The organism is Pseudomonas sp. So3.2b, from assembly GCF_019464415.1.
Classification (GTDB): Bacteria; Pseudomonadota; Gammaproteobacteria; order Pseudomonadales; family Pseudomonadaceae; genus Aquipseudomonas; species Aquipseudomonas shahriarae.
In genome coordinates, this window is the sequence record NZ_CP080494.1 from 1,790,392 (window position 1) to 1,807,065 (window position 16,674).

General features: G+C 61.8%; 15 protein-coding genes. 10 read left to right on the forward strand and 5 right to left on the reverse strand.

What is annotated here, in order from left to right:
• Window positions 1-52 precede the first annotated feature (52 nt).
• Window positions 53-226 carry a hypothetical protein gene (locus K1X80_RS08080; RefSeq protein WP_164844855.1) on the forward strand — a complete coding sequence of 58 codons (174 nt, stop codon included), beginning with the start codon at window positions 53-55 and terminating at the stop codon, window positions 224-226.
• 206 nt (window positions 227-432) lie between these two features.
• Here K1X80_RS08080 and K1X80_RS08085 read toward each other — a convergent pair whose 3' ends face one another.
• Complete coding sequence (locus K1X80_RS08085) at window positions 433-1,308, reverse strand: helix-turn-helix domain-containing protein (protein WP_115127604.1); 876 nt, start codon at window positions 1,306-1,308, stop codon at window positions 433-435.
• Window positions 1,309-1,497: 189 nt separating this feature from the next.
• Between K1X80_RS08085 and pobA the strand changes: the two genes are divergently transcribed.
• Window positions 1,498-2,682 (forward strand): 4-hydroxybenzoate 3-monooxygenase, encoded by a 1,185-nt coding sequence (gene pobA / locus K1X80_RS08090; protein ID WP_169989441.1) that lies wholly within the window; start codon window positions 1,498-1,500, stop codon window positions 2,680-2,682.
• 117 nt (window positions 2,683-2,799) lie between these two features.
• Entirely contained in the window at window positions 2,800-4,254 is a 1,455-nt protein-coding gene (locus K1X80_RS08095) for an MDR family MFS transporter (protein ID WP_258571564.1), read from the forward strand.
• A 55-nt stretch (window positions 4,255-4,309) separates the two neighbouring features.
• Here K1X80_RS08095 and K1X80_RS08100 read toward each other — a convergent pair whose 3' ends face one another.
• From K1X80_RS08100 to K1X80_RS08110, 3 genes are read right to left on the reverse strand one after another with little or no spacing between them, the layout of a single operon-like run.
• A complete protein-coding gene (locus tag K1X80_RS08100) occupies window positions 4,310-5,152 on the reverse strand; it encodes a cache domain-containing protein (RefSeq protein WP_198830777.1) in 843 nt (280 codons plus the stop codon).
• Window positions 5,153-5,206: 54 nt separating this feature from the next.
• Window positions 5,207-5,677 carry a cyanase gene (gene cynS, locus K1X80_RS08105; RefSeq protein WP_057958800.1) on the reverse strand — a complete coding sequence of 157 codons (471 nt, stop codon included), beginning with the start codon at window positions 5,675-5,677 and terminating at the stop codon, window positions 5,207-5,209.
• 28 nt (window positions 5,678-5,705) lie between these two features.
• Window positions 5,706-6,347 carry a carbonic anhydrase gene (locus K1X80_RS08110; RefSeq protein WP_057958801.1) on the reverse strand — a complete coding sequence of 214 codons (642 nt, stop codon included), beginning with the start codon at window positions 6,345-6,347 and terminating at the stop codon, window positions 5,706-5,708.
• Between the two features lie 112 nt (window positions 6,348-6,459).
• Between K1X80_RS08110 and cynR the strand changes: the two genes are divergently transcribed.
• The 7 genes from cynR to K1X80_RS08145 all read left to right on the forward strand — a co-directional run bounded on the left by cynR (window position 6,460) and on the right by K1X80_RS08145 (window position 15,911).
• Window positions 6,460-7,371: a transcriptional regulator CynR gene (gene cynR / locus K1X80_RS08115; protein ID WP_115127610.1), complete on the forward strand. Its 912-nt coding sequence runs from the start codon at window positions 6,460-6,462 to the stop codon at window positions 7,369-7,371.
• 286 nt (window positions 7,372-7,657) lie between these two features.
• Window positions 7,658-9,031, forward strand: coding sequence for a glutamine synthetase family protein (locus K1X80_RS08120; protein ID WP_057958803.1), 1,374 nt, complete (start codon window positions 7,658-7,660; stop codon window positions 9,029-9,031).
• A gap of 98 nt (window positions 9,032-9,129) precedes the next feature.
• Window positions 9,130-9,786: a class I SAM-dependent methyltransferase gene (locus K1X80_RS08125; RefSeq protein WP_057958804.1), complete on the forward strand. Its 657-nt coding sequence runs from the start codon at window positions 9,130-9,132 to the stop codon at window positions 9,784-9,786.
• A gap of 122 nt (window positions 9,787-9,908) precedes the next feature.
• Complete coding sequence (gene rnd, locus K1X80_RS08130) at window positions 9,909-11,042, forward strand: ribonuclease D (RefSeq protein WP_057958805.1); 1,134 nt, start codon at window positions 9,909-9,911, stop codon at window positions 11,040-11,042.
• Entirely contained in the window at window positions 11,039-11,332 is a 294-nt protein-coding gene (locus tag K1X80_RS08135; protein ID WP_057441287.1) for a YcgL domain-containing protein, read from the forward strand. Before rnd ends, K1X80_RS08135 begins: the two co-directional genes overlap by 4 nt.
• Before the next feature lie 113 nt (window positions 11,333-11,445).
• Window positions 11,446-12,378 carry a D-2-hydroxyacid dehydrogenase gene (locus K1X80_RS08140; protein WP_057441285.1) on the forward strand — a complete coding sequence of 311 codons (933 nt, stop codon included), beginning with the start codon at window positions 11,446-11,448 and terminating at the stop codon, window positions 12,376-12,378.
• An 89-nt stretch (window positions 12,379-12,467) separates the two neighbouring features.
• Window positions 12,468-15,911 (forward strand): hypothetical protein, encoded by a 3,444-nt coding sequence (locus tag K1X80_RS08145; protein WP_220172816.1) that lies wholly within the window; start codon window positions 12,468-12,470, stop codon window positions 15,909-15,911.
• Between the two features lie 77 nt (window positions 15,912-15,988).
• On the opposite strand, the gene K1X80_RS08150 is transcribed toward K1X80_RS08145, so the two are convergent.
• Window positions 15,989-16,582, reverse strand: a complete 594-nt coding sequence (locus K1X80_RS08150; protein ID WP_120732150.1) for a nitroreductase family protein — start codon at window positions 16,580-16,582, stop codon at window positions 15,989-15,991.
• Window positions 16,583-16,674 lie beyond the last annotated feature (92 nt).

Genomic DNA, 16,674 nt, shown 5'->3' on the forward strand with positions numbered 1-16,674 from the left:
GCTGACCTATGCTTACCACAGCACCTTCTTGATTTGTCCGGAGGTCACCGCCATGACGATCAAAACCAGAAAGTACCTGATGATTTTTACCCTCTGCGCCCTGGCCACGGCCCTCTATGGCACCGCCGTCTACCGCGCCGAACAGGCCCGCATGCAACCCGGCATGGCCGCAACCTGCAACCACGGACAATGTACCTACTCGGCGACCCTGAGCGCGTTGCGCTAAGCCGGAGGGCTGTGGAGGCAATGGAGCTCCAGGGGCTTCTATGGCTCTTGTGGCGAGGGAGCTTGCTCCCGTTGGACTGCGCAGCAGTCCCATTTCAGGGCCGCTTCGCGCCCCAACGGGGGCAAGCCCCCTCGCCACAACAAGCCCCCTCAGCACAATAAACCTTCTCACCACAGTAAATCGGCCTACAGAATGTGGGCGGACGATCACTCTGCATTCAACTGTTCGCGAAACACCTTGGGTGAAAACCCGACGCGCCGGCGAAACAGTCGAGAAAAGTTCGTCGGATCAGAGAACCCCAGTACGTCGGACATTTCATTGATGGTCATGCTGGTGTAGGTCAGCAGGCGCTTGGCCTCCAGCAATTGGCGGTCGTGCATGATCTGCAAGGCCGGCTGCCCGCCCAGTTCGCGGCAGGTGCCGTTGAGGTGCGACACCGAGATCCCCAGCTTGTGCGCCAGGTCTTCGATCTTCGGGTGTTCGCGGTAGTGCTGCTCCACCAACTGGGTGAAGCGCCGAAAATACTCAAGGCTGCGTGGCACCCGGGTATGGCAGCGCTGGATGGCCTGGCGGCTGATCCACACCAGCAGCACGCTGACCAGGGCGTGCATCATCATGTCCCGGGCCGGGAAGTTGTCGTTGTATTCATCCTGCAACCGGGCAAACAGGCTATTGAGGTAGTCACTGTCCTGGCCCGCCGGATAACTGCCCAGGGCGCTCAAGCCATCTACCGCCGAGCCCAGTTGGCCTTGCAGATGCGCCACCAGCGGCGCAGCCAGCGTCACCACAAACCCTTGCACATCCTCGGCAAACCGAAACCCATGCACGCATAACGGCGGCAGCACTTGCAGGGTCGATTCCGTCAGCGTCGTGCGCTGGCCCTCGATCTCCAACTGCGCCTGGCCTTTGTACACGTAGAGCAACTGGCACAGGTCCGCATGTCGGTGGGGCTGGATCTCCCACTGGTACTCACGGCTGCGCCGGGAGATGGTTTCACAGTGCAACAAATCCGGGGTCGGCCACTGTTGGCTTTCCCCATAGAGTTTGAACACTGGAACGGCGGGACTGGCATTTTTGGTCATGGTTTCAATCCGATACTCAGGACAGTGGTTCGGTAATCGCCCCAATTGGCGAAAAGCGCAGGCTTTGGCTCAGTTTTCACCTTCTTATGGGGCTCACTCAAGGGAAAAATGCCAGCACCAAAACCAATGACAACGCTTTCACTGAATACGTTCGGGGGAAGCAGGCGGGCCATAAAAATAATGAAAACCCTGAAAACCCAAGTCGCCATTATCGGCGCCGGCCCTTCGGGGCTGCTGCTCGGCCAGTTGCTGCACAATGCGGGGATTGAAACCCTGATTCTTGAGCGCCAGGCCCCCGACTATGTCCTCGGACGTATTCGCGCCGGTGTGCTGGAGCAGGGCATGGTCGACCTGTTGCGCCAGGCCGGGGTCAGCCAGCGAATGGACGCCGAGGGCCTGGTACATGCAGGCTTCGAGCTGGCGCTGAACGGGCGCTTGCAACATATCGACCTGAAATCCCTGACCGGCGGCAAGACCGTGATGATCTACGGCCAGACCGAAGTCACCCGCGACCTGATGGCGGCCCGCGAGCAAGCCGGTGCGATCACCCTGTATGAAGCGCGCAATGTTCAGCCCCACGACCTCAAGGGCGAACGGCCCTGGCTGACCTTCGAGCACCAGGGCCAACACGTGCGCCTGGACTGCGACTACATCGCTGGCTGCGATGGCTTCCACGGCGTGGCACGCCAGTCGATCCCCGCCGATGTGCTCCAGACCTTCGAGCGGGTCTACCCGTTCGGCTGGCTGGGTATCCTTGCCGACACCCCGCCGGTCCACGCCGAACTGGTCTACGCCAAGCACCCACGCGGCTTTGCCCTGTGCAGCATGCGTTCGCCCAGCCGCAGCCGTTATTACCTGCAGGTGCCGGCCGAGGAGTCGCTTGAGGCATGGTCCGACCAGCGCTTCTGGGATGAACTCAAGGCGCGCCTGCCCGATGAGTTGGCCGCGCAATTGGTGACCGGGCCGTCGATCGAAAAGAGCATCGCCCCGCTGCGCAGTTTCGTGGTGGAGCCGATGCAGTACGGGCGCCTGTTCCTGCTGGGGGACGCCGCCCATATCGTGCCACCCACCGGCGCCAAGGGCCTGAACCTGGCGGCCAGCGATGTCAGCACCTTGTTCAGCATCTTGCGCAAGGTGTACCGGGAAGGGCGCGTGGAGTTGCTGGAGAAATATTCACAGATCTGCCTGCGGCGCATCTGGAAGGCTGAACGGTTTTCCTGGTGGATGACCTCGATGCTGCACCAGTTTCCCGAGGCGGATGGCTTCAGCCAACGTATTGCCCAGAGCGAGCTGGAGTACTTTGTCGAGTCGCAGGCGGGGCGCAAAACCATTGCAGAAAATTACGTCGGACTTCCTTACGAGGCTATCGAGTAGCCGGCTATCGAGTAAGCTATCGGGCATTGCCACGGGGCTCTTTTCCCGTGGGCCTTGCCTACAGGTTCTGTCGTGACCCCGCCCACTCCTTCTGTACGCAGTATCCTCGCCGCCCTGATGCTGGCGATTTTCCTCGGCGCGCTGGACCAGACCATCGTCGCCGTGTCGATGCCGGCCATTTCTGCGCAGTTCAACGACGTCAACCTGCTGGCCTGGGTCATCTCCGGCTATATGGTGGCGATGACTGTGGCCGTGCCGATCTACGGCAAGCTCGGCGACCTGTATGGGCGGCGGCCGATGATGCTGATCGGCATGGGCCTGTTTACCGTCGCCTCGCTGTTTTGTGGCATGGCGCAAAGCATGGAACAGCTGGTGCTGGCGCGCATCCTCCAGGGCATTGGCGCAGGCGGGATGATTTCCGTGAGCCAGGCGATCATCGGCGACATTATCCCGCCCCGTGAGCGTGGGCGTTACCAGGGTTACTTCAGCAGCATGTACGCGGTCGCCAGCGTGGCCGGGCCGGTGTTGGGCGGCTATATGACCGAGTACCTGTCGTGGCGCTGGGTGTTTTTGATCAACCTGCCATTGGGCGCGGGCGCCTGGTGGGTGGCCCATCGCACCCTGGTAGGGCTGCCGGTGCCGCAGCGCAAGCCGGTTATTGATTACCTCGGCACGCTGCTGATGATCATTGGCTTGACGGCGTTGTTGCTGGGCATCACCGAAATCGGCCAGGGCCATCATTGGCGTGATGATCAGGTGCTGGGCCTGCTGGCGTGTGCCTTGGTGGCGCTGAGCGTATTTGTCTGGCATGAGCGCCGGGCGCGGGAGCCCCTGTTGCCCATGCACCTGTTCGCCAACCGCAGCGCGGTGTTGTGCTGGTGCACGATTTTCTTCACCAGCTTCCAGGCCATCTCGCTGATCGTGCTGATGCCCCTGCGTTACCAGAGCGTCACCGGTGCCGGTGCCGACAGCGCCGCCTTGCATCTGCTGCCGCTGGCCATAGGCTTGCCGATGGGCGCGTTCTTTGCCGGGCGCATGACCTCGGTGACCGGTCGCTATAAACCGATGATCCTTGGCGGGGCGCTGCTCACGCCGATTGCGATCCTCGGCATGGCCTTCAGCGCACCCCAGTCGCTGATGCTCAGCAGCCTGTTCATGGTGCTCAGCGGCATTGCCTCGGGCATGCAGTTCCCGACTTCCCTGGTGGGCACGCAAAACTCGGTGGCGCAACACGACATTGGCGTCGCCACCAGCACCACCAACCTGTTCCGCTCACTGGGTGGCGCGGTTGGGGTGGCGTGCATGTCGGCCTTGCTGTTGGCGTTGTTGCAGGATTCGAGTTTTGCCCATCTGGCCAGTGGTTCGATGATGGCCGAAGGCAGCTCCGGCAATGTGTTGCTCGATGGCCTCAACGCGGCGCCTGGCCCAGCGCAGGATGCGTTGCGGAGGGAGTTGCTGAGCACCTTCCGGCATTTACTGATGGTCAGTGCGGCGGTGTCGTTGCTGGGGTTGGCGGCGGCGATTGCGATGCCAAACCACCTGTTGCGGGGGCGCGAAGACAAGGCGCGATAGCGTAGGCGCCGGCAAGCCGGCTCCTACATGCAATGCAGCTGTGCGCGTAGCCCGCTTACGGGCTGTAGTAACCCACCGCCACCAGAAAATGCCCGCTCTTACGCAGATAGGCATGCTTGTTTTCCACCTTGCCGGTCACCGGGTTTTTCCAGCGGTATTGATATTCCCCCTGATCCTGCTCCTTCATCAGTTGCAGGATCGGCTCGCCCACGGGCTTGCCGTCCGGGTCCTTGACCTTGGCGAAGTCGGTATTGATCAGGCGCAGGTTGGTGCCGTGGGCCACATAGCGCCCGGTATCCAGGTCGACCACAAACACATACAGGTCGTCCTGCAAAAAGCCGCCTTGCAGCGCATTGATGGCTTTCAACGCGCCGGCTTCGTTTTTCTCCAGTTCCCTGACCGCCTTGTCCCGCAGGGCCTTGGCCTGTTCGGGCGTGGCCCGGGGCAGGTAATAGCCGACGGCGAGGATGCGCTGGCCGATGCGCTGATAGAACACATGTTTGCGCTCCACCTTGCCGTCGTTCCAGTTCTGCCAGCGGTACTCGGCCTGCTGGATGCCATTGCCTTCCGGGATCTTCAGCGCCGCCTTGAACGACTGGCGCAGGTCCGGCCCGAGCACTTCGGACACGTCGCGCCCGATCAGCGCCGATGACGGACCGCCACTGGCCAGCAGCACGCCCTTGGTATCGACCACGAACACATAGCGGTCCTTTTCGACAAACTCGCCCTGGCGGCTGAAGGCGGCGAAGGCCTTGTCACCGTTGTCGTGGTAATAAGCCAGGGCCTTCTCCAGCAGCGCCTTGGCGGCCTGGGCGTCCTGTTCATTGGGGGTTGCGGCCTGGGCCTGGCTGAAACACAGCAACAGTAGCAGCCAGGTGGCGCGGAGCATTCCCTTCATTACCCGTCCCTCGTTCTTGTGAATGTCCCAAGAGCGTAGACGGTTGCCCGGGGATTAGAACGGCTGGGTCGGCAGGTATTTTCCGTCCAGGGTAATGACCGCGCGGGAGCCGCCGTCCGGGTCTTCGACCTTCTTGATGTCCAGCTTGAAGTTGATGGCGCTGATGATGCCATCGCCAAACTGCTCGTGGACCAGGGCTTTGAGGGTTGAACCATAGACCTGCAGCATTTCATAGAAACGGTACACGGTCGGGTCCGTCGGAATGCCACCGGGGATGCTGCCGCGCAGAGGCACGCTTTGCAGCAGACGGCTGGCGTCCGCGTCCAGGCCCAGTTTGGCGCACACCACATCGGCTGCGTCCTTGGGCAGCGGGTGTTGCCCGAGCAGGGCCGCGGTGACGAACGCCAGGCTCAGGCCGGTGCCGTCGCTGAGGTCCTGCCAGGACAGGTTTTTGCGGGCCTTGATATCAATCACGGTGTCAGCCAGGGCCAGGCGTGGGGTTTGGGACAATTGGGATTGCAGCATGATGACTTCCTCTTCGGTTAAATAAGGTTCAGGCGGCGTGTGCGCGGGTCTGTGGATTGTCCAGCAGGGATACAAAGCGAGCGGTGCGGCCATCCAGGGCGTTGATGCAGCCGCTTTCGATATCGTAGACCCAGCCATGCAGACTCAGCCGGCCCTGTTCCAGCGCCAGGGCGACGCTGGGATGAGTCTTGAGGTTGGCCAATTGTGCGACCACGTTTTCCCGTACCAGAGCGCTCAGTCGCTCTGCATCCGAGGCATGGGTACGTGCGGCGTTGATCACCTTGGCCGACTCGGCATGGCGTAGCCAGTTGGCCACGGCGGGCAAGTGATCCAGGCATTTGCAGGTGGAAATGGCCGTCATGGCGCCGCAGTCGGAATGGCCGCAAATCACGATATCGCTGACCCCCAGCACGGCCACCGCATATTCGACCGTGGCCGAGACCCCGCCCGGCTCCGGGCCGTAGGACGGCACGATATTGCCGGCATTGCGGATCACAAACAGATCGCCTGGTTCCTGCTGGGTCAACAGCTCCGGGACTACACGGCTGTCGGAGCAGGAAATAAACAGCGTGCTGGGGTGTTGCGTGGTTGCCAGTTGCTTGAACAGGTCACTGCGCTGGCTGAAGGCTTCGCTCTGGAACTTGCGCAAGCCGTCGATGAGATGCTGCATGGTGTTTCTCCTTGCGTCGCTGATGGGGCAAGGATGGAAGTGTTTGGTTATAGTGTCCAAGACCGGCTTATTATGGTTTCTATAAGTCATGCCTATAGTTGGAGTGTTTTGCATGCTGCTACGCCATATCCGCTACCTGCTGGCCGTCGCCGAGCACCGTAACTTCACGCGGGCTGCCGAAGCGTTGCATGTGTCGCAGCCGACATTGTCGCAACAGATCAAGCAACTCGAAGAGAGCCTGGGGGCACCGCTGCTGGATCGTTCCGGGCGCAGTGTCAACCTGACCGACGCGGGCCAGGCCTATGTGCGGTTTGCCCGCCTGGCGCTGCAGGATCTGCAGGCGGGCACCCGGGCCATGCATGACGTGCAGGACCTGAGCCGCGGCAATTTACGCCTGGCCATGACCCCGACGTTCACCGCGTACCTGATCGGGCCGCTGCTGGCCCGGTTTTATCGGCAGTATCCGGGGATCACCGTCAGCGTCGAGGAAATGCCCCAGGACCGTCTTGAGCGCGCGCTGACCGAGGATCAGCTGGATATCGGCATTGGCTTCAGCGGCGAGCACATGCCAGACATCGAATGCCAAGGGGTGTTTGTCGAGGAGTTGAGCTTAGTGGCCAGCGCCAGTCATCCAACCTTGAAGCGCAAACAGTGGCTCAAGCTGGCTGACTTCAAGCAGCAACCCCTAGTGCTGTTGAACAGCGGATTTGCGACGAGACGTTACATTGATGACTACTGCCGGACGCTGGAGATAACGCCGCAGATTGCCATGCAGGCCAATTCGATCAGTGCGGTGATTGAAATTATTCGCCATACCCAACTGGCGACGATCCTGCCCCGCGAGGTGGCCATGGCCCAGCAGGGCTTGCACGCGGTGCAACTGCGCCCGCCGTTGCCGCAGCGCACGGTGGCCCTGCTCAGTCGCAAGGGCGCTTATCGCAGCGCGGCATGCCGGGCGTTTGTCGACGTGGTGAGTGGGTGGCGAATGTTTAGTCATCCTGAAAGTGAACTCCACCAAGACTGACTTTAAGGGCGTAACCCAGCGTGTGAGGCTGGCGCTCATCTCTTCACTGTGATCCCTGCATGGACGGTTCCCCCGACACTCACCCCGAGGCCTCGCCTGGCGCCACCGCGCCCAGCCGCCCGGTGTGTCGGCTGGGCGTTGATGCACTGCCTTCTGAACTGGCTTTTTGGGCACTGTGGCACTGCCGCCATGCCCGCCCGCCGGATACCGCTCCCTTACGCTGATTGCCCCTATCACGGGTGCGCCGTCGCGCGCGCCTGCCTGACGCAAACGTAAGAGAGTTGCCATGAGTACCGTCTTTGCCAGCCTGCACGAAGCCCAATCCTTTCTTGACCAAAACCCCGATATCGAGATGTTCGAGCTATTCATCCTCGACAGCAACGGCGTGCCCCGCGGCAAGTTGCTGCACCGTGATGAACTGCTGGCGGTCTACGCCACCGGCCGGCCGCTGCCCAGTACCATTCTGGGCCTGACCCTCAATGGCGATGACGTGGAAAACTCCGGCCTGGTGTGGGAGGTGGGGGATATCGACTGCCGCGCCTACCCGATCAGCGGTAGTTTGCAGCGCATGCCGTGGCGGTTGATTCCCACGGCGGCGGTGCAGGTCAGCATGCACCCGGAGGAAGGCTTGCCGGCGACCGTGGCCGACCCCCGGCACCTGCTGGCCAAGGTCATCGACGGGCTCAAGGCCGATGGTTATTACCCGGTGATGGCGGCGGAACTGGAGTTCTACCTGCTGGACCAGAAGCCCGACAGTAACGGCCGCCCACAACCGGCGCGGGATATGGACGGCGGTCGCCCGCGCTCGACCCAGGTCTACGGCCTGCGCGAGCTGGAGCAGATCGAGCCGTTTCTGGCCGACCTGTACAGCGCCTGCAAGCTGCAAGGCATTCCCGCGCGCACGGCGATTTCCGAATACGCCCCCGGCCAGGTGGAGATCACCCTCGAGCATCGCAGCGATGCGTTGCAGGCGATGGACGAGGCGGTGCGTTACAAGCGCCTGGTCAAGGGCGTGGCCCACAAACACGGGATGACCGCCTGTTTCATGGCCAAGCCGTTCGACGACCTGGCCGGCACCGGCATGCACATGCACGTCAGCCTGGCGGACGCCGATGGCAACAATCTGTTTGCCAGCGAGGCAGCCGACGGTACGCCGCTGCTGCGCCAGGCGGTCGGCGGGATGCTCAGCACCTTGCTCGATTCCTTGCTGCTGTTCTGTCCCAACGCCAACTCTTACCGGCGTTTCCAGAGCAACAGTTATGCGCCGCTGGCGGCCACCTGGGGTGTCGACAACCGCACCGTCAGCCTGCGGGTGCCGGGTGGGCCGGCGTTTTCGCGGCATATCGAACACCGCATCTGTGGCGCCGATGCCAACCCGTACCTGGCGGCGGCGGCCATCCTTGCGGGGATCCACCGTGGCATTCGCGAGCAGCGCGATCCCGGCGCGCCGGTGACGGGCAACGGTTATGCCCAGGCCAAGGAGCTGCTGCCCACCGACTGGCTCACCACTTTGCGTGCCTTGGAAGGTTCGGCCTGGGCGCGTGAAGCGTTCGGCCAGGAATTTCTCGGCGTGTACCTGGCGGTCAAGCGGGCCGAGTACCGGCAGTTCATGGGCGAGGTGGGCGAGCAGGACTGGCGCTGGTACCTGCACCAGGCGTGATGATGAACCCTGAGTCTTTCGACCTTTTTTTCACGCGGGGGTGATTAAGCTGAAAGTCCAGTGTCCGTAGAGACCGGTTCATCTACATGAGTACCGTGATGTCGTCGCAACCCCCATCGTCCATCGAGGCTGAATTCGCCGCGCGCTGTGACCGTGACCACGCTCGCGTCTGTGCTGACCCACGGCCGCCAGGCTTGTTGCGGCGCCTGTGGTTATGGCGCGACGAGCGCCTGGTGCGCCAGGCTCTGAAAGTCGCGGGGGAGCCCGGCCTGTTGCTGGACCTGGCCTGTGGGGCGGGACGCTTCTGGCCGGTGCTGGCCGAGCACAGCAATCGCGTGATCCTGGCCTCGGACTTTTCCCAGACCATGCTTGATCATGCCCAGAGCCACTATGGCGCGGCCTTTCTGCGGCGGATCAAGACGTTCCAGGGTTCGGCATTTTCCATCGGCCTGTCGGCCAACGCGGTGGACTGTATTTTTTGCCTGGAACTGTTTCGCCACGTCTCCAGTGTCGAGGCGCGACTGACGCTGTTGCGCGAGTTTCACCGGGTCAGCCGCGACACGGTGATTGTCGCGGTGGACAGCGACAGCCGCCATCGTCAGCTCCACCCGCCGGGCACAGGGCAACCCTTGTTGTCCCATCGTGTGGAGGTGGAAGCGGAGTTTCGCCAGGCGGGCTTTACGGTGCTGAACCAGCAAGAGTTCATGCCCGGCTCGGCCCTGTGGCGGGTTTATGTGCTGCGCAAAAGAGGATAACCCTCAACTGTCGGGCTATTCTTCGTCTCCTGTCAGAGTTTTCATGATGGCTGGCACACTGCGGGTGCTCGAAAGTCCCGCTGGCGATATATACTGCGCGCCATTCTTCAAGGGAGAGCCGTGTGGCCATCGATATTCACTGGATCTGCGACAACGATAGCCTCGGCCAGCATTGCGCCGAATGGCAGCAGTTGCCATTCGTCGCCCTCGACACCGAATTCATGCGGGTCGACACCTTCTATCCCATCGCCGGGTTGATCCAGATCGGGGATGGTGTACGCGCTTATCTGATCGATCCCCTGACCATTGATAACTGGCAACCCCTGGCCGCCTTGCTGGAAAACCCGGCGGTGATCAAGGTGGTGCATGCCTGCAGTGAAGACCTGGAAGTGCTGCTGCGCCTGACCGGCAGCCTGCCGGTGCCATTGTTCGACACCCAACTGGCAGCCGCCTACTTGAACCTCGGTTTCTCCATGGGCTACTCGCGCCTGGTGCAAGCGGTGCTGGACATCGAGTTGCCCAAGGGCGAGACCCGTTCGGACTGGCTGCAGCGGCCATTGTCCGAGACCCAGGTCAGTTACGCCGCTGAAGACGCGGTGCACCTGGCGGAAGTCTATACACGGCTGCGTCCGCGACTGTCGGACGAAAAATACGCCTGGGTTCTGGAAGACGGCGCCGAGCTGGTGGCCAACCTGCGCCGGGAAATCGACCCTTACGAGGTGTACCGCGACGCCAAGCTGGCCTGGAAACTGTCCCGTGCCCAGCTCGCCGTCCTGCGCGAACTGTGCGCCTGGCGCGAGCAGCAAGCCCGTGCCCGCGACCTGCCACGCAACCGCATCGTCCGCGAACACTCGCTATGGCCCCTGGCCAAGTCCCAGCCGGATAACCTCGCGGCCTTGGGCAAAATCGAAGACATGCACCCGCGTACCGTGCGCCAGGACGGCGAATTCCTGCTGGGCCTGATCAAGCGTGCCGCCAGTGTGCCGATGGACCAATGGCCGCCGGCCGTGCCTGAGCCGTTGCCGGTGGATGCCGCTGTGCTGATCAAGCAACTGCGCGCGCTTGGCCAGACCTTCGCCGAACGCCTGGACATGGCCCCGGAGCTGATGCTGCGCAAGAAAACCCTCGAGGCACTGGTCAAGAGTGGCTACCCCGATGGGCCTTACCAATTGCCTGACTCGCTGCGTGGCTGGCGCCGCGAGTTGATGGGCCAGGCGCTGCTCGACAGCCTGGCCACTGCCGGAGAACAGCCTTGAAACATATTTGTTCCATCTACCGCAGCCCGAAACGCGCAGGCATGTACCTCTATGTGCTCAAAAGCGATGCCCTGGAACGCGTGCCCGAGGGCCTGCTGACCGTGTTCGGCAAGCCGGTACACGCGTTCAACCTGGTGCTGACGCCGGAACGCAAACTGCAGCAGGAAGATATCGTCGCGGTCCTGGACAACCTGCAAAAGCAGGGTTACCACCTGCAAATGCCACCGCCGGATGATGAATACATCGAGCACTTGCCCGAAGAACTGCTGCGCCGTAACGACCCGATGTGATCGACCCGTGTCCCGCTCGGGACACGTTTGAATCGAATGACCTGGCGAGCCCCGAGCCCTGCAGTCAGTTTGCTGTCGGTGGCCGCCTGCACTGTTTTTGAAAGGTTTGAACCATGCGCGTTCTGATAGCAGAACAGGACCACCCGCTGTACGCCCGACTGCTGCGCGAAGCGGCGCCGGATCTTGAAGTCCTGACCAGTGGCGACTCGGCCCAATTGTCGCGCCATGCCGCCGATTGCCCGGTATGGCTGGGCCAGCCGGACCTGCTGGCAACCCTGCTGCGCCAGGGCCATCACCCGCAATGGCTGCAATCGACCTGGGCTGGCATCACGCCGCTGCTGGCCGATGGCTTGCCTCGGGATTATCGCCTGACCCGCGCGGTCGGCATTTTTGGCCAGGTGATGGCCGAGTACGTGCTCACCTACATGCTCGGTCACGAGCGTGAGGTGCTGGCGCGCCTGGTCAGCCAGGTCGAGCGCAAGTGGGACAACCGCATGGGCCAGAGCCTGGCGGGGCGCAAGGTGCTGATTGTCGGCACCGGTGATATCGGCCAGAGCGTGGCGCAATTCCTGCTGCCCTTTGGTGTGGAGTTGTACGGCATTGCCAGCCAAGCCCGGGAGCAGGCCCCGTTTATCGAGGTAGCCGGGCCGGATCAACTGGGCCGTCTGGTGGGCGAGGTGGACTATGTGGTCAACCTGCTGCCCAACACCCCCAATACCCACGATCTGTACGATGCGGCGCTGTTTAAGCAGTTCAAACCCACCGGCCTGTTTATCAACGTCGGCCGGGGTGTGGCGGTGGTGGATGCCGATCTGGTCGAGGCTCTGAAAGAAGGGCACCTGGCCGGCGCGGTCATCGACGTTTGTCGCCAGGAACCACTGCCACAGCGCCATCCGTTCTGGACCGCCTGGGGCTTGTTGCTGACCGGCCACAGCTCGGCGCCGACCTGCCCGCGGCGCATGGTGGCACTGTTTGTCGAAAATCTGCGGGCGTACCAGGCCAAGGATTCGCTGCGTGGCGAGGTGAGTTTCGAGCGGGGATACTGAAACACCCCACATCGCGAGTAGCGCGCATCTGATTTTATCGCTGGCGGCAACGTGGGAGGCTCACTGACCTTAAGAAGGGAGGCCTCTCCATGCTTGAATCGCGCGCTGTTGCTTCGCAACCGTCTCAGGGGGCCATGCTGCCCGTATCGTTGGCTGATCCCGTCAGCCCCCCACCGGCGGAATCCAACCTGGCAGCTGGCGGCGAAGAGGTCCGGATCAGCCTGGTCGAGGAGAAGCCAGGCCTTGAGGCTGCACTGGGCGACAGGCAGAACCTCAAGGTACTGGGGCAAAAGCTCTACGAAGTCGCCACCCGGCTGGGGGTAAACGCCACCCCCCAGGCAGTGCAGGCCGCGTTGGCGCATACCCCCCTGGACATAGACGCCGGCTCCTCCTATCCCCTGGCAGACGGCAAGAGCGCCACTTTGGCGAGCGTCATCAGGCACCTGGGCCTGTTCCTGCCCCTCAGCCACTTTCATCTCACCAGCCTCGCCGATGCAGTCACTGCAAGAGCCCTGGAGCATCCCCTTGGCGATTTTGGCGGAGGGTTGTCGTGGCCGGTGCCCATGAGCCCGGATGAGCAACGCAGGCTGGGTGCGTTCGCCCAGAGCTACCTCGCAGAGCAGCCGCAGGGCGCACAAGGCCAGGGGCTGCTGGATTTTCTGAACCAGCGCCAGCCCGTTGCCACACCGGTACCGAGCAACCCCGTCAACGCCCTGGAATCCCTGGTGAGCTCCGCTGAAGGGCAGCGGCTGGGAAAGCATCTGCAAGAGCAAATGGGCGGGATAGCCACCGACCGCAGCGTCAACGACTATCTGCTGGCCGCCATCGCGGTGCAGTTGGATCCGCAGTCCATCGCCGCGCCTCATCGCAACAAGGTGGCGGGTTTCGACCTGGCCAGCGATGCGCACTGGGGTAAACCTGCCTCCTTCGTGGTGGACAGGTTGAGCAGGCACCTGAGCAGCAGTGGCAAGACCAGCCCGCAGATGGCCGGGGTAGGCGCCTATGGGTTGCTGGCCCGCAAGGCGCCTGAATTTCTGGTCAAGGACATCCCGGACCGGGTGACCTATGGCAGCCCGGCCTGGGTCTGCCTGGCAATTGCTGCGGCGACCATCGAGGCCCAGTCGCCGGGGAAAGTGCCGAACATGACCTTCGCCCAGGTCATGCAGCAGGCAGAAAGTGCGGGCACGGCTGATCCTGGCCTCACCCGCGACCCGCAGCGGGCGGCCCTGGTGGACTGGGGCGTGGTCAATGGCCTGCTCGAACGCAAGGAGGATGAGCGCTACAGCGACGCAGAGCTGAACCTGCTGCAAACCACCTTCAACACCCGCCAGCGGCAAATGATCACTGCCAGCCAGTCCTTGGATAAGGACATTCCCAGTCGCAAAGCGATGGCCCTGGAGGTACTCAAGCAACGGTTTGGCGAGCTGGGCGGGCTTGTTGAAGAGCCGTTGATCAACACCACCCATCATCCCCGTGGCGGTCCCGGAACACCGGCAACCACACTGGTCGGCCATCATTCGCTGTTGGATATCGCCATGATGGACCTGCCGTCGCCGGCGGTGTTCTATTCGGCGGACAGCCGCATCCCCCTGGCCGAGTTGAATGCCAATCACCGATTTGGCATAACCGAGGCATTCAACCAGCAGTTCAATGACACGATCCGGAGTAAAAAGGCTGCGATCGCTGTCGCCATCAAACACCTGATCGCACAGCTTCCATTGGCGGATCGGAAGAAATTCGAATATGGAAAAATCACCTTCTATCAAAACCTGTCCCACACGCTAGGCCTTGGATTTACGGATAAAACCGATCATCCCAAGGGGCAGGAACTGCTGTTGAAAATTGAAGGGGAGGGTGAGCCTGCAGCATACGAAATCAACTTTGCCCAAGGTGTTATTCGATCGACTGACCTCTGGCGAGCGGATGTGCGCACTTCAAGAAAGGCCAATCTTGTCCGCGAGACCCGAGAGTTCATACCGCGCAATGACGCAGTGCAGCAGAAAAAACAAAGCGTTCCGGTAAGCAACGCGTTACTGGATAGCTTTGCTTCGGATCGCACTCGGTACATCGCCGATGCATTTGTTGAACACCTTGATCTCGATGATCCCGACATAAAGGAACACGCACGGGGGCAGACCACGTTGGACAAACAGCGGGGCAGGGCAGCAGTGGCTGAAGCGTATCTGTTGAGCCTTGTTCCGTTTTATTCGGCGATTGGCAATTTCCAGCAGGGTAATTATGGCGAAGGGGCTACTGACCTTGCGCTGGATATCTTTGGCTTGCTCAGCGCCGGCGCTGCAAGCGCAGGGAAATTGGGCCGATTGGGTGGGACTGCGTTATCCGCAGCGGCGAAGGTTTTACAGGGCGCAAAGATCATTGGGGCTGCCACGATCAGTGCATTGAACCCCCTTGGCGGGTGGGGCGAGTTGGCGGTCGGCGGTGCCAGGTTAGCCGGGAAAGGCGTTTCCAAAGGGATTGAGGCGGTTAACCGGCTCAGGGGGGCTTCCGGCAGCTATGACCTGTTGAAAGCGGTCAGTACGGACTATGGCACCGCGGCCACGGGCACGTTCAGGGTCGCAGGGCAGCGTGTCGAGGGCGGTACGGTGCTCCAGGGCGGCAAATGGTATGCCTTCGACGCCGACAAGATGCGGCCTTATGGCGGGCCCCTTGAAGGGTTCACCGCAGAAACCAAGGCGATGGGCGGCACGCTTGCCGTGGCGCGTATTGCGCCGGGCAGTGAGCTGAGCAATCGGATGCTGCTCGAGTACAGCGTTGCACCCGCAAGCATTGCCGGGCTTTCGCGCAATAGTCAGGGGGTCTACGTCGCGGCTGATGGCCACCTGTCCCATATCCGCCACACCGACAGCGCTGGTAAGACTGCGGTCTATGAAGTCCGCCAAGTCACCCGTACCGAGGATGGGGTGGTGCAGGCTCGGATCTATCACAAAGGTCGGCAGACACCGCTGCTGGTCCAGCATGTACAGGGCGATCAGTGGCAGCGCCTGCGTTTGCCCGGCGCCGCTCCGCAATCGGTGGCAGACGATCTGGGGGAGGTGATTGGACTTGGCGGCGAGGGGGTCATCTACGCAAGTCGCGACGGGAAAAGTGTCTACAAGGATCTTGGCCCTACCTCAATCAAACCTCCCGCTGAATACGTCAGCATGGAGGCGATATCGCTGAATAAATATTATGGTGAGGGGTTTGCAAGTGTGATCATCGAGGACGGTCGTAAATATATAAAGATGGGCAAAGTCGATGGCGTGGATCTCAGTAAGTTTGAAAGAAACAGTTTGCCGCCAGAAGCGCGATCATTAATGGATGATGTATTGGCGCAGATGGAAGCCAAGGATATCTATCACAATGATCTGCAATTAAAGAACTTTATGTATTCGGCCAAAGACCAGAAGATTTATCCGGTGGATATGGATTCGCAGGGCGCGGAGTTTATGGTGCCGGTGGTGATGGCGGCTTATAAGCGACAGAAGGAGGAACTGCGCAGGGCGTTTGCCAGCCTTGTCGCTAAAGCCCCTTGAGCAACTTGCGATGCCCCCTGCCGGTGTTTAACGGCAGGGGGGGCGGCGACTGCCCTGGCCACAGGCGGATCCCGTGCTTAAAGGTTGAAATCCCCTTCAGCCACCAACTCGGTCAAAGGCCGGCGCGGGCTGGGAGCCTCCCGGGCCTGCAGGTAGTCCGCCAGAGTCGATTTGTCACCGAGCTTGCCCACGGCGACGGCCGCGTGCAGCGCATAGCCCTCGGGGATTTTCAGTTCCTTGCGGGTCAGCTCCTGATCGAAACCGGCCATGCCGTGGGTGTGCCAGCCGCTGAGGCTGGCCTGCAGCGCCAGGTGGCCCCAGGCCGAGCCGGTGTCAAAGGTGTGCCACAGTGCCGGGGTTTCTTCACTGGCGCCGGGTACCGCAAAGTCGGTTTTCGAGATCACGATCACCAATGCCGACGCATGTTGTGCCCAGCCACGGTTGAACTCGTTCAGCAGGCCCAGATACCGTTGCCAATCCGGCGTATCGCGCCGCGCGTACAAAAAGCGCCAGGGCTGCGAGTTATAAGCCGAAGGTGCCCAGCGTGCGGCTTCGAAGAAGCTCAGCAGGGTTTCCACCGCAATGCTCTCGCCGGTAAACGCACGCGGCGACCAACGGTCGGTGAACTGCGGATGAATCGGATAATCGGCAACGCGTGGCTCAGAGCTCATAAGCGCATCCTGATGAAAAAAACGGCCTTCAAAACTACGTCGCCGCTGCACGTCTGACAAGTCTCGCCTTACCGGCAGTCGTAAGCGCTTGG

Coding starts and splice junctions, on each gene's coding strand:
- K1X80_RS08080 (WP_164844855.1), top strand. CDS start 53: ATGACGATCAAAACCAGAAAGTACCTGATGATTTTTACCCTCTGCGCC.
- K1X80_RS08085 (WP_115127604.1), bottom strand. CDS start 1,308: ATGACCAAAAATGCCAGTCCCGCCGTTCCAGTGTTCAAACTCTATGGG.
- K1X80_RS08095 (WP_258571564.1), top strand. CDS start 2,800: ATGCTGGCGATTTTCCTCGGCGCGCTGGACCAGACCATCGTCGCCGTG.
- K1X80_RS08100 (WP_198830777.1), bottom strand. CDS start 5,152: ATGAAGGGAATGCTCCGCGCCACCTGGCTGCTACTGTTGCTGTGTTTC.
- cynS (WP_057958800.1), bottom strand. CDS start 5,677: ATGCTGCAATCCCAATTGTCCCAAACCCCACGCCTGGCCCTGGCTGAC.
- K1X80_RS08110 (WP_057958801.1), bottom strand. CDS start 6,347: ATGCAGCATCTCATCGACGGCTTGCGCAAGTTCCAGAGCGAAGCCTTC.
- cynR (WP_115127610.1), top strand. CDS start 6,460: ATGCTGCTACGCCATATCCGCTACCTGCTGGCCGTCGCCGAGCACCGT.
- K1X80_RS08120 (WP_057958803.1), top strand. CDS start 7,658: ATGAGTACCGTCTTTGCCAGCCTGCACGAAGCCCAATCCTTTCTTGAC.
- K1X80_RS08125 (WP_057958804.1), top strand. CDS start 9,130: ATGTCGTCGCAACCCCCATCGTCCATCGAGGCTGAATTCGCCGCGCGC.
- K1X80_RS08140 (WP_057441285.1), top strand. CDS start 11,446: ATGCGCGTTCTGATAGCAGAACAGGACCACCCGCTGTACGCCCGACTG.
- K1X80_RS08145 (WP_220172816.1), top strand. CDS start 12,468: ATGCTTGAATCGCGCGCTGTTGCTTCGCAACCGTCTCAGGGGGCCATG.
- K1X80_RS08150 (WP_120732150.1), bottom strand. CDS start 16,582: ATGAGCTCTGAGCCACGCGTTGCCGATTATCCGATTCATCCGCAGTTC.